7 protein-coding genes are annotated in these 18,445 nt (G+C 35.2%); 4 read left to right on the top strand and 3 right to left on the bottom strand.

Translation table 11 applies throughout. The features are described from left to right. Window positions 1-10 precede the first annotated feature (10 nt). From H510_RS0108295 to H510_RS0108285, 3 genes are all read right to left on the bottom strand, one after another. A complete protein-coding gene (locus tag H510_RS0108295; RefSeq protein WP_211226555.1) occupies window positions 11-436 on the bottom strand; it encodes a hypothetical protein in 426 nt (141 codons plus the stop codon). A gap of 88 nt (window positions 437-524) precedes the next feature. Continuing rightward, a complete protein-coding gene (locus H510_RS18520) occupies window positions 525-1,259 on the bottom strand; it encodes an ImmA/IrrE family metallo-endopeptidase (protein WP_036692330.1) in 735 nt (244 codons plus the stop codon). Continuing rightward, window positions 1,243-1,593, bottom strand: coding sequence for a helix-turn-helix domain-containing protein (locus H510_RS0108285; RefSeq protein WP_026903896.1), 351 nt, complete (start codon window positions 1,591-1,593; stop codon window positions 1,243-1,245). Before H510_RS0108285 ends, H510_RS18520 begins: the two co-directional genes overlap by 17 nt. Window positions 1,594-1,893: 300 nt before the next feature. Between H510_RS0108285 and H510_RS0108280 the strand changes: the two genes are divergently transcribed. The 4 genes from H510_RS0108280 (at window position 1,894) to H510_RS18510 (ending at window position 18,443) form a co-directional block, all read left to right on the top strand. Continuing rightward, window positions 1,894-2,952, top strand: coding sequence for a helix-turn-helix domain-containing protein (locus H510_RS0108280; protein WP_026903895.1), 1,059 nt, complete (start codon window positions 1,894-1,896; stop codon window positions 2,950-2,952). 396 nt (window positions 2,953-3,348) lie between these two features. Next, window positions 3,349-6,729, top strand: coding sequence for a T9SS type A sorting domain-containing protein (locus tag H510_RS20395; RefSeq protein ID WP_026903894.1), 3,381 nt, complete (start codon window positions 3,349-3,351; stop codon window positions 6,727-6,729). 99 nt (window positions 6,730-6,828) lie between these two features. Then, window positions 6,829-10,281 (top strand): FG-GAP-like repeat-containing protein, encoded by a 3,453-nt coding sequence (locus H510_RS19570; RefSeq protein ID WP_026903893.1) that lies wholly within the window; start codon window positions 6,829-6,831, stop codon window positions 10,279-10,281. A 92-nt stretch (window positions 10,282-10,373) separates the two neighbouring features. After that, complete coding sequence (locus tag H510_RS18510; RefSeq protein WP_036692329.1) at window positions 10,374-18,443, top strand: FG-GAP-like repeat-containing protein; 8,070 nt, start codon at window positions 10,374-10,376, stop codon at window positions 18,441-18,443. Window positions 18,444-18,445 lie beyond the last annotated feature (2 nt).

Here is an 18,445-nt window from a genome sequence, read left to right as displayed (position 1 = left end):
GTTAAGGGAACTAGAGCGTTAAACCATTCATTTTACAGTATTCTTCCAGATTTTTACATGGTAACTTAGCTGGTTGTTTAGCAGTGATAAGGTTATATATCATCAAGTCGCATTCTGCCAAACTTAAAATTTTACTTTGGTATGCTTCATAAATGAAATCCATAGTAGATAGGTATTCAATTTGATGAATTTCACAATAAGCTTTAATATCTTTCCAATTATTAGAGGCTATGATATTCTTAGAAAAACGAGCCATAGCCATACAAGCACTCTCTCCGGGGCCTTTAGTTTTTTTAAGTAATGCAAACTCTTTTAAAATTTCTGGTTTTTGTGGTAAAGGAATTTCTGTGATTTGCTTAAGCTGAATCAATTGATTGATGTATACTTTTAACTTAGGATGCCTTCTAATCTCATCAGCAACTATTTCTAAAACCACTTTTTGATTAGAAAAAATTTTAGGAAATATTAGTATATTTCCGGATATCATGAAATGACTGAGTAGATCAGCATCAACTAAAATGTATTTACGACTCTGGCTCATCAAAGGTGTCGGCATAAATATCTTTTCCAATATCCATCATTAAAGACATATAAAAACTCTCAGAAATAACATCAGCATCATAAAGTTCTTTAGCTAATTGCCCATATTGACCAATAACAAGACCTTCATTTCCTTTTTCATATAAACGAGTATCGAAACCATGATTAATAGCACCTCTTTTTATATCAACACTATACTCGTTAAATTTAGGTATAGATATTAAACCAAGTGTTTTTAATCGATAAAGTAAGGCCGCTCTTGAAGTATAGAAATATTGTTCTAGTTTAAGGATAGTTGGTAACTGAATCTTATCTTTTTTTAATTCATTATCGGGTATTTGTTTGTAAATACCATCTTCTGGAAGTAATAGTTCTGCTGCAAATAAATCGGCATTGTATTCTTCTAAATCAGATTTATCGAATTTACCTGTAATACATGAACGAAATTTAAAATCAGATTGCTTAAATAGGTGATAAAGCTCGTGAGCAATTGTAAAGTGTTGCTTTCCTAAACTATGATTAGAATTAATTAATATAAATTTTTTATCAGCTGCTTTAATGGCCATGCCAGAAAATACTCCGGATAGTGGTTTGTAAACAGTAAGAACATTATTGCTTAATAAAATACTTTTAAGTAGGATGGGTTCTGTATTGTTTAAACCGTTTTCTTGTCTAAATTCAACTGCTTTTTTTGTAATGATATTAGGAATGGCTGCCAAGTTTTAAGTTGCTTAGAGTTAAATAATTTTTTACAATTTTTTTAAATTCTGCAATTGTAGCTAAATCTTCTGCAGCTAATTCTTCTGCTCTAAATGCAAAAGCTAAGCAGGCATTAATAGCTTCTGGATTGTCTTCTAGAAGGTCTTCTAACTCACAACCAAAAAGATCTGCTAATTTTAACAATATCTCAGCAGAAGGTTCTCTGCTGTCACTTTCAAAATAACTAATCATCTCTCTATGTATGCCAAGGAATTGTGCTAAGGCATCTTGAGTTAGCCCCATGTGTTTTCTAAAGGCAACAATATTTTTGCTTAAAATGGATGCGTGGTTCATGAATAAGTTGTGGTAAATTGTGTTACAAAATTATAAATATATAAGTTATTATCCTAATAATGTAACAAATAATTGATGTTGCGTCTTATTATACTTTTTAAAAATAGCTGCAACAAATAAAATAATTCCAAATTCTGATGCGATAATGAACGATATAAAATTATTAATTGATTTAAAAGAAAAAATTAATTCTAAAAAACGATAATAAGAAAAGTTTAAAAACTTGAAGTTTGAAATTTTGTGATTTAATCATTTATTCGTTTATTTAATCTTAGGAAATTAATTTCATTTCAATAAATTTTGGAAAATATATTTGAAATTGTAAATCATTGGAAAAAGAAAATTTTAGCTAAAGCATTTAAATATAATAATGGCTTTTTCGAGTTTCCATACCAATTTACTCACCCTAAATTAATGGTAGAGTCGGTAAAATCTCTACCTTTTATGCATCATTACCCCAATGAGCAAGTATTAAAAACCAATACACTTTTTCTAAAGGGGGCTTTATATTATTTTGAATTTGAAGAAGGATTGTGGGTTGTTATTTCTGATTGCCATTATAAAACAAATTTGGCTTTCATCAACAAAGATCAGGTGGTAACCAAGGGCTTCTATAATTTATCATACATCAGCTACAGTGATAAAAATGATAGAAAGGGAAATTTAAATGGTCATACGATGATGGATAAAATTTGGACACTTTATCATCCTGGCGAACAACTTAATGCTTATCATTATAAAGATTCTAGTAATCTTATTATTTGCTTTTCTTTTGATGAACATTGGTTAGAGAGAAATTTTTCTATATCTAAACTCCATGATAACCATCCACTTAAAGTTTTATTTAGTTCAGAATTAAAGTACAACCCATTTATTAAAAATCCGGTAGTTGATGCCCAATATAAAATTGAACAATTGTTTTTAGGAATTAAGTCCATCAGTCAAGGAGAATCAGCTAAATTTTTATTTAAGTCAAGATCATTAAGTCTATTAGGAGAATTTTTTGATGGTATAACCAAAGATTTAACAGATATTAATTTTTCTAAAGAAGATAAATTAATCATGATTAAAATCATCGATTATTTAGAGAACAATTTGTTGAAAGATTTTCCAGGGATTAATTTTTTGGCAAATTATACCAATACATCTCCCACTAAAGTTAAAACCTTATTTAAGCAGTGGTTTAGAATAAGTACTTTAAAATGGTTTAGGGCTAAACAAATGGATTTAGCGATGAAATTATTGAAAGAAGATAAGATAAAAGTTAAAGATTTAGCCTTTACCATGGGGTATAACAATGCCAGTAAATTTACTTTAGCTTTTAAAAGCTATCATCATACTAATCCTTCAAGTGTATAGTATAAAGTTATATAAAACAAATCCTAATAGATTTAAGGTGTTATAAGTATCAAAATCTCTAATTTTTTGGATAATTAACCTATTTTATATGATTTCTTTTTATAAGAGATCATAAAACGGCTATTTTTCCGGTTAAAAAGAGTTCCGCTTAACTTAAATCAATATCTGAAAGCTAAATTGTGTCATTTTTTGCCCAAAAACGTAATTCTTGTTATGTTTCTGGGCCTTGATTTCCACAATTATTTATAATTATGTCCTTTTGGGCTATATCTGCGTCTTTTTAGGCTACATAAATTGAAATTCTAAGCCTAATTTTACTCTCATAAAAGTTTAATATGTTTTCTATAAAGTATAATAAGCTTTTTAAGCTCTCTTATTTTAACTTATAAACATTATATGATTACAATTTTTACTTGTAAATCTTTACTTAAATTCAAAGTAAATAAAGTTTTAATCTCACTTTTCGCTTTAATATTTGCTTCTATTAATGTTAGCGCACAAGTGCCTAGTATTACTTCGTTTAATCCATTAAGCGCCAAACCAGGCGACGCAGTTACAATTACTGGGACAAATTTCAATACCACAACTACAAATAACGTGGTTTTCTTTGGAGCAACAAAGGCAGCTGTAACAGCGGCAACTACTACGAGCTTAATAGTAACGGTACCCAGTGGAGCAACTTTTGCACCCATAACTTTATTAAATACAGCCACTAGTTTAGCTACACAAAGCTTAGGTAGTTTTAATCCGATTTATAGTCCTGAAAAAACAAATATTACAACGACAGATTTTGCGGCAGAGCAAGTTTTAGTGGCAGGTGATGCCCCTCATCTTATAGCAGTAGGCGATTTAGATGGAGACGGAAAATCTGATTTGGCGGTTGCTAACAAGAATTCAAATACGGTTTCTGTATATCACAATATAAGTAATATTGGAAATATCACATCAGTCAGTTTTGCAACTAAGGTAGATTTTGCAACAGAAAATGAACCATTTGCAGTAGCGATAAGAGATTTAGATGGAGATGGTAAACCTGATTTAGTAGTTACCAACTATGGTTCATCTAGTATTTCGGTATTTCGTAATATAAGTACAATTGGTTTGCTAGATGCAGGTTCATTTGATAACAAAATAGATTTTACAACGGGCAGTAGTCCTCGTATATCATCTATTGGTGATTTAGATGGAGATGGAAAGCCTGATTTGGCAGTTGTTAACGAATCATCTGGCGATATCTCCATACTACGTAACACCAGTACTACTGATAGTCTTAGTTTTGCACCTAAAGTAGATGTTATTGCCGGATCTTCCCCAAGATTTATTGCTATTGGAGACTTAAATATTGATGGAAAGCTTGATTTAGCTGTTACTAATTTTGGCTCCAATAATTTTTCTGTATTCCTGAACGCAAGTAGTATTGGTAATGTTAGCTTTAATCCAAAAGTTGATTTTACTGCCGGAACTAGACCAATTGCGGTTGCTATTGATGACTTTGATGGAGACGGAAAGTCTGATCTAGCAATACTCAATCGTAACTCGAGTAATATTTCTGTCTTTCTTAATGCCAGCAGTAACGGTAACTTTAATCTTAATCCTAAAATTGATGTTACAACTGGTAATATTCATGAATATTTCTCTATAGGTGATTTAGACGGGGACAGTAAGCCTGACTTTGTAGTGCCTGTTTTGGGGTCAAATACATTTTCATTGTTACGTAATACCAGTAGTAGCGGAATGTTAAGTTTTAGCTCTTCGGTAAGCTTGAGCCTTGGAAATAATCCTCATTCTGTAGTCATCGCAGATTTAGATGGTGATCATAAACCTGATTTGGTTACATCTCATTATCTGAGTAATACAATTTCTATATTGAGAAATACGGACCTACCTCCAACTATTACCAGTTTCTCCCCGTTAAACGCCAAACCAGGAGATGCAGTAACCATAACAGGCACTAACTTTAATACCACAACTACAAATAATGTGGTGTTTTTTGGAGCTACCAGAGCAACTGTTACAGCGGCAACAGCAACTAGTTTAACGGTTACTGTGCCAGTGGGAGCAACTTACGATTATCTTAATGTTTTAAATGCAAGTACAACTTTAGCTGCCCAAAGTTTAAAAAAATTCCATCCACTTTTTAGTCCTAGCAAAGCAGGTGTATTCACTACCGATGATAAAGTAGACTTTGCAGCTGGCGATAGCCCTATATTTACGGCAAGTGGTGATTTAGATGGAGACGGCAAAGCCGATTTGGTGGTTGCAAATTATGTTGGCAATACAATATCAGTTCTAAGAAACACTGCAACTAATGGAAGTATTTCATCAAGCAGTTTTGCTGACAAAATTGATCTTAGCACTGTTCTTCCTATAAATGTAATTATTAGCGATATAGATGGAGATGGGAAGCCCGATGTAATTGTATCTAATTCAGCTAGTGCCAATATTTCAATATTTAGAAATACATCAACCAGCGGCAACATTAGCTTTGCTGCAAAAGAATTTTTGGTTGTTAACGCTAGCTTTTATTCTTGGTTTACCATTGGGGATTTTAATAGCGATGGTAGACCTGATATTGCAGTTGCCAAAGACGGGGAGATTTTGGTATATCCTAACTCATCCTCAAGCGGAAGCATAAGTTTTAGTAGCGCTATAACTATTGTTGGGCAGCTTTACACCTATAATATTACCGCGGCAGATATAGACGGAGATAACCTATTAGACTTGGTATTAGGAGGAGATACGGGATTTACCGTGTATCGTAATACATCTATAAATGGGGTGATAAGTTTTGAAAATGGAGTTTTTATTCGTACCAGAGAATATGATGTTTCTATGGTAATTGGTGATTTGGATGGAGATACAAAACTTGATGTGGCGGTAACTTATGGTTTTGATTCAAGATTTTCATGTTTTCTCAATACCTCTACACCCGGAAACATCAACTTTGCCGCAAAGGTTGATTTTTTATTAGGTTCTCATGATTCTTTTGCTTTAGGCGATATAGATAGCGATGGAAAACCAGATTTGTTGACTGCTAATAATAGCTTTGTGAATGTTTTTCCAAACACTTCTAGCATTGGTAGCATTAACTTCGGTTCTGTAGTTCAAATTACGGCGGGTCTCGTAACTAGAAACGTCATTGTAGGTGATATAGATGGAGACACCAAACCCGACTTAATAGTTGCAAATGAATTCTCTGATAATGTTTCAGTTATTAGGAATGCAGATATAGTTCCTTTACCAGTATCATTAATAAGTTACCAAGCCAAACTTCAAACTAATGGAACAGTGCAGTTAAATTGGCTAACAGCATCAGAAACGAATAACAGCTATTTTGAAATTTTAAAATCAACAGATGGTAAAAATTTTAGTTCCATAGCTAAAGTAAACGGTTCAGGAAACTCAACACAACAAGCACAGTATGATTATACAGACACTAGACCTGCTAGTGGTTCAAATTATTATCAATTAATACAATATGATGATAATGGTAAACAAACAGATTTAGGTGTAAGAGCTGTAAATGTAACATTTAGTTCAAAAGAGTTAACAGTTTATCCTAACCCAGCAAGCAGTTTAATTAATTTAAGTTTTGAGGCTGATGTTTACCAAAAATTAGAGGTTATAGACCTAACTGGTAAGATATTAATGAGTCAAACTATTCAAAAGCAAGAAAACAGCATCAGTTTAGATATTAGCAATCTTGGAAGCGGTATTTACAATATCAGATTATTTGGAGAAGGTAAGCTCATAACTAAGCAAATGATTAAACAATAGCAATAATTCAAAAGCCTGTTAGTAAACTATTTTATTAACAGGCTTTTTTGAATGTTTAAAAATTAAAGCGATAAACAAGCACCATATATATTTTAAAATATGAAAAAAGCACTACTTTTTTTTACGTTAATATTTTTTAGTAGAACGCTCTTAGCACAAATGCCCACCATTACTTCCTTTAGCCCAGTAAACGGCAAGCCGGGTGATGCGGTCACGATAACAGGAACAAACTTTAATACCACCACTACAAACAATGTGGTATTCTTTGGGGCTACTAAGGCAACAGTAACAGCGGCTAATGCTACAAGTTTAACGGTAACTGTACCTAGTGGTGCTACTTATGCCCCCATAACTTTATTAAACACTGCAAATAGTTTAGTCGCACAAAGCTTAAGTAATTTTAACCCAATATTTAGCCCTGCAAAAGCAAATATTACAAACTCAGACTTTTCTTCTGTACAATCTTTTACAGCCGGAACTAATCCTTTTTCTGTTGCCATTGGCGATTTAGATGGCGATGGCAAGTCAGATTTAGCAGTAATAAATCTGAACTCAAACAATGTATCTATATTTCACAATACTAGTAGTAGTGGAGCTATAAACTCTTCATCATTTGCAGCAAAAGTAGATTTTGCAATAGGATTCTCTCCAGTTTTTGTTGCCATTGGCGATTTAGACGGAGATGGCAAGCCCGATTTAAGTGTTGTTAATCAAGGCTCAAATAGTATTTCCATTCTGCGTAATACAAGTACAAGTGGAAGTATCACCTCTAGTTCTTTTGCCGCAAAAGTAGATTTTAATACCGAAGCAAGCCCTACATCTTTAGCTATTGGCGATTTAGATGGAGATGGTAAACCTGATTTATTAGTAACTAGTCAAAATTCAAACATTGTTTCTGTCTTTCGTAATACTAGTACTAATGGAAGTATAACAATACAATCTTTTGCTGGTAAAGTAGATTTTCCTACAGAAGCTAATCCAAGTTCAGTTGCTTTAGGCGATTTAGACGGAGACGATAAAACTGATTTTGTGGTAACTAACCAAAACTCAAACAACGTTTCTTTGTTCCGCAACACTAGCACTAGTGGTACTATTACTTCAAGCTCATTTGCTGCTAAAGTAAATTTTACCACGGGAACTAACCCTACATCTATTGCTATTGGGGATTTAGATGGAGATGGCAAGCCTGATTTGGCAGTTGCAAATAGAGCATCAAACAATGTTTCAATTTTATACAATACTAGTAACATTGGTGCTATTACATCAAGTTCTTTTGCTGAAAAAGTAGATTTTGCAACCTCAAATTTTCCATATTCTGTTGCTATTGGCGATTTGGACGGAGATAATAAAGCCGATTTGGCAGTTGCAAATTTCAACTCAAATAGTATTTCTATATTTCGTAATTCCAGCACCAGTGGTTCTATAACAACAAGCTCTTTTGCTGCAAAAGTAGACTTTGCCACAGGCGACTCACCACTTTCAGTAGCCATAGGAGATTTAGATGGAGATAGTAAACCAGATTTAGCAGTGGCTAATTTGGGCTCAAATAACGTTTCTGTATTTCGTAATACAGATGTACTCCCTCCTACAATTACCAGTTTCTCCCCATTAAACGCCAAACCAGGAGATGCAGTAACCATAATAGGCACAAACTTTAACACCACTGCAACAAACAATGTGGTGTTTTTTGGAGCAACCAAAGCAACTGTTACAGCGGCTAGCGCTACTAGTTTAACAGTAACTGTACCACTTGGCGCCACCTACGATTTTATAACTCTTTTAAATTCTGAAATTAGCTTAGCAACACAAAGCTTAAAAAAGTTTAATCCAATTTTTGCACCTGCTAAAACCAATATTACTTTAACAGACTTTTCGCCAAAGCAAGACTTTACAGCGGGCACAAATCCAATTTCTGTAGTTCATGCAGATTTAGACGGAGATGGGAAACCAGATTTAATAGTATCAAACAACAATGAGAATACAATTTCTATTTACCACAATACAAGTAGTAATGGAAGTATTAATTCAGCGTCGTATACTTCAAAAGTAGATTTTGCAACAGGATCTAATCCATTTTTTATTTCTATTAGTGATATTGATGGAGATGGTAAGCCTGATATAATAGTGCCTAATTCAAATTCGAGTAGTATTTCCATCTTTAGAAATACTAGTACTACTGGAAGTATTAGCTCTAGTTCTTTTGCTGCAAGAGTAGATTTTACTTTGGGATCAAGTACTCCTTTATCTGTTGCCATCGGAGATTTAGATGGAGATGGAAAAGTTGATATTGCGACATCTAATGTTTCGGGCTCTCAAAACAACATATCCGTATTACGTAATACAAGTACAGCTGGAAATATAACTTCTGCATCATTTGCTCCAAAAGTAGATTTTTTTGTAGGATTTAACCCATATACTATAGTTGCTGCTGATTTAGACGGAGATGGAAAACTAGATTTAGCTACAGCAAATTTTGGTTCAAACAATATCTCTGTTTTACGCAATACCAGTACTACTGGAAGTATTAACTCTAGTTCGTTTGCAAGTAAAGTAGATTTTATAACAAGCGATTTACCAGCGTTTTTAAACGTAGGTGATTTAGATGGTGATGGTAAATCTGATTTAGTAGTAACCAACTTCAACTCTAACGATTTTTCTGTATTCCATAATACTAGTACTACTGGAAGTATTACCTCTGGTTCTTTTGCTGCAAAAGTAGATTTTACCACCGGCTCTACATCAAGTTCAATTGCCATTGGCGATTTAAATGGAGATGGTAAACCCGATTTGGCAGTAGTAAATGGAGGGCAAAATACGGTTTCATTATATCGCAATGTTAGTTCTACAGGTAGTATAACTTCAGGTTCTTTTTCACCTAAAATAGACTTCATAACAGGAGGAGGACCACAGTCTGTTGCTATCGGTGACCTAGATGGAGATGGTAAACCTGATTTAGCAGTAGCTAATAATTCGGTAAATAATATCTCCATACTGAGAAATACCGATATAGTTCTTCCTGTAACTTTAATCAATTACACAGCCAAATTAAACACAAACGGTACAGTACAACTTCATTGGCTAACAGCATCAGAAACGAATAACAGCCATTTTGAAATTTTAAAATCAACAGATGGTAAAAATTTTAGTTCCATAGCTAAAGTAAACGGTTCAGGAAACTCAACACAACAAACACAGTATGATTATACAGACACTAGACCTTCCAGTGGTTCAAATTATTATCAATTAATACAATATGATGATAATGGTAAACAAACAGATTTAGGTGTAAGAGCTGTAAATGTAACGCTTGGTTCAAAAGAGTTAACAGTTTACCCTAACCCAGCAAGCAGTTTAATTAATTTAAGTTTTGAGGCTGATGTTTACCAGAAATTAGAGGTGATAGACCTAACTGGTAAGATATTAATCAGTCAAACTATTCAAAAGCAAGAAAACAGCATCAGTTTAGATATCAATAAACTTAGCACAGGATTTTACCATATCAGATTAACTGGAACAGGAAAAATAACAACTAAGCAAATTATTAAACAGTAAAAGTTGAAAGCAAATTTTATCAAAAGGATAGTCTTTGCAATCATAAAGAAACAAGATATAAGAATTAAATAATTTACCCTCAATATAATTTTATGAAAAAATTGCTACTCTTCATTTTTATTATACTCACAAGCAATTGCCTATATGCGCAAACTGGAACTTTAAATTTCTCAGTCGCAAGTGGTACCAATCTTGGAACAGAGGCTGTAGACGGCGAAGGAGGTTCTACTGATATTTCTGGATTTACATTTAACATTTTCGCCAGTAATAGTTTGGGCGTTCCTACAGGTGGAGATATATTTTATTATTCTTTCAATAGTTTTGGGGTTTTTGAGGGATTGGGACCCAGTAATTATCAAACTGGATTTGATGGTTTAGTCATTTCATCATCATCAGGTAATTTTGATTTTAATGGTTTTAGAGTGGCTGAAGTTGGGTTTACTTTTGGGGCATCAATTACAGTTCGAGCCTTTAGAAATTCAAGGTTAACTGGGTTTGTTAACTTAGGCCTTACTCCATTAGGAACCATTCTTTATGGACCAAATGAATTACCCGATGCTATCTTTTCTAATGTAGATAAGGTGGTGATTACATCTCCCGGAATGAGAGCCCTTTTTAATGGTTTTACAGTAGGTCCTGCTATTGACATATTGGCACCCGAAGTAACAAGTATTTCGTTACCAGCTTCACCGCAAGAAAGTGCTAGCTCTGTAATTTATCGTGTAACTTTTGATGAGAACGCTAATAATATCAGTGTTGATGACTTTATACTTACTTCAACAGGTACTGCTAGTGGGAATATCAGTAGTGTAAGTGCCACTACAGGAAGTTCTGTTGATGTTACTGTAAATGCTATTTCGGGTTTAGGATCATTAAGATTAGATTTAAAGAATAGTACTAATCTTACTGATGATTTAGGCAATGGAAATGGCACCAACGGATTTACTGCGGACTATAATGCAGGTGCAACGCATTTGGTAAGGTCTATACCTGTAATTACTAGCTTTAGTCCTTTAAGTGCAAAACCAGGCGATGTAATTACCATAACAGGTACTAACTTTAACACCACAGCAACCAATAATGTAGTATTCTTTGGTGCAACAAAAGCACTAGTAACCGCAGCAACAGCCTCAAGTTTAACAGTAACAGTACCTAGTGGTGCTATGTTTGGACCTATTAAAGTTTTAAATTCTGTAACGAGTTTAGCTGCATCTAGCAGAGAAAGTTTTATACCAACTTTTAGTCCATCTAAAACAGGGATTTCACTATTAGATTTTTCACCAAGGCAAGATTTTTCAGCTGGAAGTGCAACTTATTCTATTGCTACTGGAGATTTAGATGGGGATGGTAAGCTAGATATGGCAGTTGTTAACTACGGAGCTAATAGCCTATCTGTATTCCATAATACAAGTTCTAGTGGAAGTATCACTTCTGGTTCATTTGCCACAAAAGTTGATTTTACAACAGGGAATTTTCCAATTGCAGTTTCAATTACAGACGTTGATGGGGATGGTAAGTTAGATATTGTTGTAGCAAATTATGGAGGCCATAGTGTTTCGGTATTTCGTAATACCAGTACTACTGGAAGCATCACAACATCTTCATTTGCTGCCAAAGTTGACTTTGCTACAGGTCTGCAGCCAACATCAGTAGCTGTTGGAGATTTTAATAGAGACGGAAAGCCAGACATAGCAACAGCTAACCCTGGCCATAATACTTTTTCTGTATTACAAAATACAGCAGCTAGTGGCTCTATAACAACTAGTTCATTTGCTGCCAAAGTTGATTTTGCTATTGGTTTAGGTGCTTCCCCTCAGTTAATTACAGTTGGAGATATAGATGGCGATGGGAAGCTAGATATTGCCACAGCCAATGCTTCAATTAACACAGTTTCTGTTTTCCAAAATATACATGTAAGTGGCAATATATCGAGTAGTTCATTTGCAACTAAAGTTGATTTTAATACAGAACTTGGACCATGGGCTGTTTCAATTACAGATGTTGATTTAGATGGGAAACCCGAATTAATAGTTGCAAATAGAAATAACAATAGTTTATCAGTATTTCAAAATACTCATTCAACAGGAAATATATCATCTAGTTCTTTTGCTACAAAAGTTGATTTTGCAACTGGTGCGGGTAATGGCCCATACGCCCTAGCTATTGGTGATATAGATGGAGATGGTAAGCCCGATATTGCTGCTATGAATGCGAATTCTAGTACAGTATCAATTTTCAGAAATACTAGCTCGGTGGGTAGTATAAGCACTTCAAGTTTAGCTACAGGGGTTAATGTTAATGTAGGTTCAACTCCACTATCTGTAAGTATTGCAGACTTGGATGGCGATGGGAAACCAGATATTGCAACTGCTAATTCGCAGTCAAATGGAGTATCTGTTTTACGAAATACTGAAATACCTCCAAGCATTACCAATGTTACCTCTACAAAAGCAGATGGTAGTTATTACCCAGGAGAAAATATTCCTATTACCATCACTTTTAATGAAGTTGTAGATGTTACAGGAACACCGCAATTAACGCTAGAAACAGGTGCTACAGACCGTATTATCAACTATGCATCCGGTACCGGAACCAATACTTTAACTTTCAACTATACTGTACAAAATGGAGATATAAGTGCTGATTTAGATTATATCTCTAGCTCAGCTTTAGCTTTAAATGATGGCACCATAAAAAGTGTAACAACCACTGTAGATGCTATACTTATGCTACCAACAACGGGGGCGGCTGGTTCATTAGGTGCAAATAAAAATTTAGTGATATTGATTCCGTCTCCAACCATTACTTCATTTACACCATTAAGTGCCAAACCGGGCGATGTAGTAACCATAACCGGAACAGGCTTTAACACTACAGCAGCGAATAATATAGTATACTTTGGCGCAACAAAAGCAACCGTTACAGCGGCAACAGCAACCAGTTTAACGGTAACCGTACCAACAGGTGCTACTTACGCACCAATAAGCGTGTTAAATACAGGTTCTAATTTGTTAGCACAAAGCCCATCAAGTTTCAACCCAATTTACAGTCCATCTAAACTTACTTTCACTAATTCTGATTTTGAACCAAAGGTAGATTTTGCAACTGGTAATAGACCATCCGCTTTAACTACAGGAGATTTTGATGGTGATGGATACCCTGATATAGCTGTGGTTAACAGTTCAGACAATAACGTCTCTATTTTTAGGAATACAGGGAACGGTACAGCTATTGGCTTTGCTAATAAGATAGATTTTGCAACCGATAATACGCCAGTTTCTATTCAGTCTGGAGATTTTGATGGTGATGGTAAGCTAGATTTAGCTATTGTCAACTCATCAGCAAATAGTATTTCTATCTTAAGAAATAATGGGTCAAGCGGGACTATCAGCTTTGAAGCTAAACAAGATTATATAACACAAAGTAATCCAGGCCAAATAAAGATTGGAGATTTGGATGGTGATGGTAAACTTGATTTAGTTATCAATGAGTTTGGGAATAATAGCTTTTCTATATTTAGAAATACTAGTAATGTTGGAGCAATTACTTTTGCTTCAGCAAATACATTGAGTACGGGTGCAGGTAGCAATCCTTCTGCATTGGCTTTAGGAGATGTAAACGGAGATGGCAAATTAGATATAGCTATAACCAATTTCGGAACCAGTAAGTTAGCCTTGTATCGCAATACAAGCTCAGTTAATGCACTAAGTTTTGTTTTAGATAATAGCTATGATACACAGTCTTTCCCGCTATCTGTAGTAATTGGCGATTTAGACCAAGATGGTAAAGCCGATATAGCAGTTTCTAATACCAACTCAAATACCGTTTCTTTCTATAAAAACACTGGAACTAGTAATATCACAAGTTTTGCTGATGGTCAAGCTTATTTTGCTATGGATAGTCCGAGAGAACTTACCATGGGTGATGTAGATGGAGATGGCAAAGTAGATTTAGCAGTAGCTAACATCAATGCTAGCTCGATTAACATTTTTAAGAATAATAGCACTAGTGCATTCTTGATTTTTGACAAGACGATTCACACAACTGGCACTAATCCTATTTCGGTAGCTTTAACAGATTTTGATGGCGATGGTCGCCTTGATTTAGTGGTATCCAATAGCAATACCGCATCAAATTCTATCTCTGTTTTACGTAATGCTGATATCGCTCCTATTGTAAACCTAGTCAGCTCATCATCAGCTAATGGTACTTATCAGTTAGGTGATATCATTACGATTAAAGTTGCTTTTGATAAAATAGTTAACGTTACAGGTAACCCTAGGCTTCGCTTAGAAACAGGTACAATAGACCAATGGGCCAATTATATCTCTGGAAGTGGTACGGATACTCTAAATTTTAACTACACTGTACAAGCTGGGGATGTAAGTACAGATTTGGATTATACTTCTACCTCAGCTTTAAGTTTAAATAACGGTACTATAAAAGGAATTACCAATGTAGATGCTAATTTAACTTTAGCAGCACCAGGAGCATCAAGTTCATTGGGCGCTAATAAAGAGTTAGTGATTTTTACAGCTCCACCTACAATCACCAGTTTTAGCCCAGAAAGTGCAAAGCCGGGAGATGTGATAACGATTACAGGGACGAACTTTAGTACTACATCTGCAAATAATATAGTTTTCTTTGGTGCTACCAAAGGAATAGTAAATGGGGCAACAACAACAAGTCTAACAGTAACAGTTCCGTCTGGTGCTACTTATGGCGCCATTACTTTATTAAATACCCAAACTAAATTAGCCGCAGAAAGTCCTCTTAATTTCAATCCAATTTTCAGCCCTTCAAAAGCTAAGCTAGGCACTGGAGATTTTGCAGCTAAAGTAGATTATACGGCTGGTAATGGAACATTTGATGTAACCTTAGGCGACTTTGACGGAGACGGCAAATTAGATATGGCAGCTTCTAATAACGGAGCTAGTTTTGTTTCATTATTTAGAAATAATGGAAATGGTGGTTTTGATACCAAGGTTGATATACCAGTTAGTTATGGTGGGTTTTCAACCGGTATTGCTAAAGGAGATTTAGATGGTGATGGTAAATTGGATTTAGTTGTTGTAGGTAGTAACAATATGCAAATATTTAGAAATACTACAACAAGCGGTAATTTTAGTACTACAAGTTTTACATCTGTTGGTACTATAGCTACTGGCTTAAATCCAATAAATGTAAAAATTAGTGATATAGATTTAGATGGAAAGTTAGACATTACTGTGCTTAACCTTTCTAGTAATTCAGTTTCGGTTTTCGCAAATACAAGCGCTGGTTCTGTAATTTCTTTTGCCCCAAGGGTAGATTTTGGCGTAGGTTTCCAACCACAAGGTTTAGCTATAGGAGATTTAGATAATGATGGTAAATCAGACTTAGCTGTTGTTATTTATAGTTCTAAAACCTTATCCATTCTTAAGAATACCAGCATCGTAGGAAGTATTAATAGCGGAAGCTTTGCCTCAGCAGTAAATATTTCTTTAAGCGGAAATCCATTTGCAGTGAGCATGGGCGATATAGATAGCGATGGTAAAGCTGATATCGTGGTAGGATTCTATGCAGACTCATACATGACTGTTTTAAAGAACGATATCAATGGTGCAATTACAAGCAGTAATTTTGCAACCAAGATAAACTTCAATAATATAAATACACAGTATGGAATTGCAATTGGTGATTTAGATGGTAACGGTAAACCTGATATTGCTTCTGTAAGTTATAACAACAATGCACTATTAGTTTACAGAAATACTTCAACGCCAGGAGATATAAATTTATCTTCTCTTGCACCAGCATTAAACTTTACAACAGGCAGACGCCCTCAAAATGTTGCTATTGGTGATTTAGATGGAGACGGCAGACTAGATTTTGCTGTTGCCAACAGTGGGGCAAATTTCGTGTCCATTTTCAAAAATATAGACCCACCAGTTATTTCAAATAGCGGAACGCTAACGGCCATGAGTAGCACTTATGGCACTCCTTCAAGTGCTATTAGTTTCAATGTTTCAGGTGCAAGTATGCAAGCAGGGATTAAAGTAACTCCTCCTACAGGTTTTGAGGTTTCCGCAGATAATACAACCTTTACTTCTACCCTAACAGTAGGAACTACAGGCACCATAAATAGTACCCCTGTTTATATCAGACTAGCAGCTAACACGCCAGCAGGAAATTACAGCGGTAACATCGCACTAAGCAGTCTAAATGCAGATAGTGTTAAGATAGCTACCATAAGCAGTACGGTAAATCCGAAAGCTTTAACTGTAACAGGTATAAGCATTGCAAATAAAGTATACGATAGAAATACTGCTGCAACCATTACCGGAACGGCTAGCCTTACTGGAATAGTAGGTAGTGATAATGTCACCATCGGCGGAACAGCGACAGCAAGTTTCAATGATAAAAATGTAGGGATAGGAAAAGCCATCACCATTATCGGTAATTATACTTTAGGCGGAACAGCAGCGGCTAATTATACCTTATCACAACCTACCACAGGTTTTACAGCTAATATCACCGCAAAATCTTTATTGGTAACAGCAACGGGTGTTAACAAAGAGTATAATGGTAATACATCAGCAACCGTAACATTATCTGATGATAGAATATCGGGTGATGTATTAACAGCAGCTTATACTACAGCCACGTTTATCGATAGAAATGTAGGCACAGGTAAAGCAGTATCAGTATCAGGTATTAGCATCAGCGGTACAGATGCAGGAAATTATACAGTAAACACGACTGCAAGTACCACAGCTAACATCACAGCTAAAGCATTAATCATTACAGCAGCAGATAAACAAAAGTTTGTGGGTACAGCAAACCCTGTGTTTACCGCAAATTATAATGGTTTTATAGCTGGAGAAGATGCAATAGTATTGATAATTCAGCCTAGCTTTAGCACTACGGCAGTATTAAATAGTCCATTAGGCAATTACCCAATAACGGTATCAGGTGCTTCGGCTCAAAACTATAACATCAGTTATGTAAATGGAATACTACAAGTTATACCAGGCGCACCAACTAGTGTGAGTTTGGCAGCAATAACCTTGTTTGAAAACAGGCCATCAGGGGCCTTAGCAGGAACTTTAAGCAGCACTTCTGATGACCCTAATGCAACGTTTACTTACAGTTTAGTTACGGGTACTGGTTCAACAGATAATGCAAGTTTTGTTATCAATGGTAATCAATTACAAACTGCATCAAGCTTAAATTATGAAAATAAGCAAAGCTACCAAATAAGAGTAAGAAGTACGACTCAATTTGGTTTCAGTTTAGATCAAACTTTTACAGTAAACTTAAGTGATGTAAACGAAACTCCAACGCTTAATGCCATCGCAAACCAAAGAATTTACTTCCGTGAAGGCGTAACAGAAAGAATAGTTTTACAAAATGTTACTGCCGGACCAGAGACAAGTCAGAGCGTTCAAACACTGGTAACAAGCAATAATCCAAGTTTATTCCAAAGCTTAAGTGCTAACAATAATCAAATCAGCTATGTCATCAATAATGGGCAAATAGGAACAGCAACCATCACAGTAACCGTAAGAGATAATGGCGGTACAGCTAATGGCGGCGTGGACCAGATAAGCAGAAGCTTTACGTTAACGGTAGATGCCGCACCAATTCTTACGGGAACCGGAACCGATATAGGTAGTAATCTAGAAACTCCTTATACCGCTAATCCAGAAATAGGAAAGGGTTTGAGTTCTAAATTTAAGTTAGAAGCCGTAGACGCTCAAAGTTACAGCTGGAGTGGAGCAGGATTGAGCAATTATAATATTAGCAATCCAGTTGCTAGTCCTAGTACTACAACAACCTATACCGTAACCATCACCAATAGTTCAGGTTTTGCCACCACGTCATCCATCACCGTAAGGGTAAAAGATGATTATGTGATTGTTGCAGACAATAATTTCTCGCCAAACGGAGATGGTATAAATGATGTCTGGAAAGTTCAGAATATTGAGACTTACCCGAACCACGAATTAATGATTGTTGATAGAGGAGGAAGAGTATTGTATAGAAAACGAGGTTATCAAAATGATTGGGACGGAAAAATAGATGGCCAACCTGTAGATGATGGCACCTACTATTACTTCTTTAAGTTTGATGATACAAGCATCAGACCAGTAAAAGGATACATCACGATAATAAAATAAGG

It is taken from the genome of Pedobacter glucosidilyticus DSM 23534 (genome assembly GCF_000425145.1).
Lineage (GTDB): Bacteria > Bacteroidota > Bacteroidia > Sphingobacteriales > Sphingobacteriaceae > Pseudopedobacter > Pseudopedobacter glucosidilyticus.
The sequence above is the reverse complement of the archived record's forward strand: the minus strand, read 5'-3'. Positions and strand labels throughout refer to the sequence as shown.